This is a genomic window from Lyngbya sp. CCY1209 (assembly GCF_035615495.1).
GTDB lineage: Bacteria > Cyanobacteriota > Cyanobacteriia > Cyanobacteriales > Microcoleaceae > Limnospira.
In genome coordinates, this window is sequence record NZ_JAJENU010000020.1 from 1 (window position 1) to 248 (window position 248).

At 47.2% G+C, this 248-nt stretch carries 1 pseudogene; it reads right to left on the reverse strand.

Going from position 1 to position 248, the window contains the following annotated elements:
* Positions 1-194: pseudogene (locus LKE08_RS00095) on the reverse strand (hypothetical protein); the annotation flags it as partial.
* Positions 195-248 lie beyond the last annotated feature (54 nt).

Below are 248 nucleotides of genomic sequence, written 5' to 3' on the forward strand. Positions count from 1 at the left end.
CGGTTTGAGATTTCTGGTGATTTCCCTCTCCTTGTTGCCCAATAGACCCAGTTTCCGTCATACGTCGATGCGCTTGGCCTTACCAATGTGTGGTAGACGATGGGAGTCCAGTTGTGTTTCTGAAGTCGCAGACCATCCTTGGTTTGGAATATCCACTTATCCTTCCTTTCATCCCCATTGCTCAGTTTTGCCATTCCTGTTCGGTAATATTTCCTGAGCGTTTTGTATTTGGCGTTTCCGCATCGTGA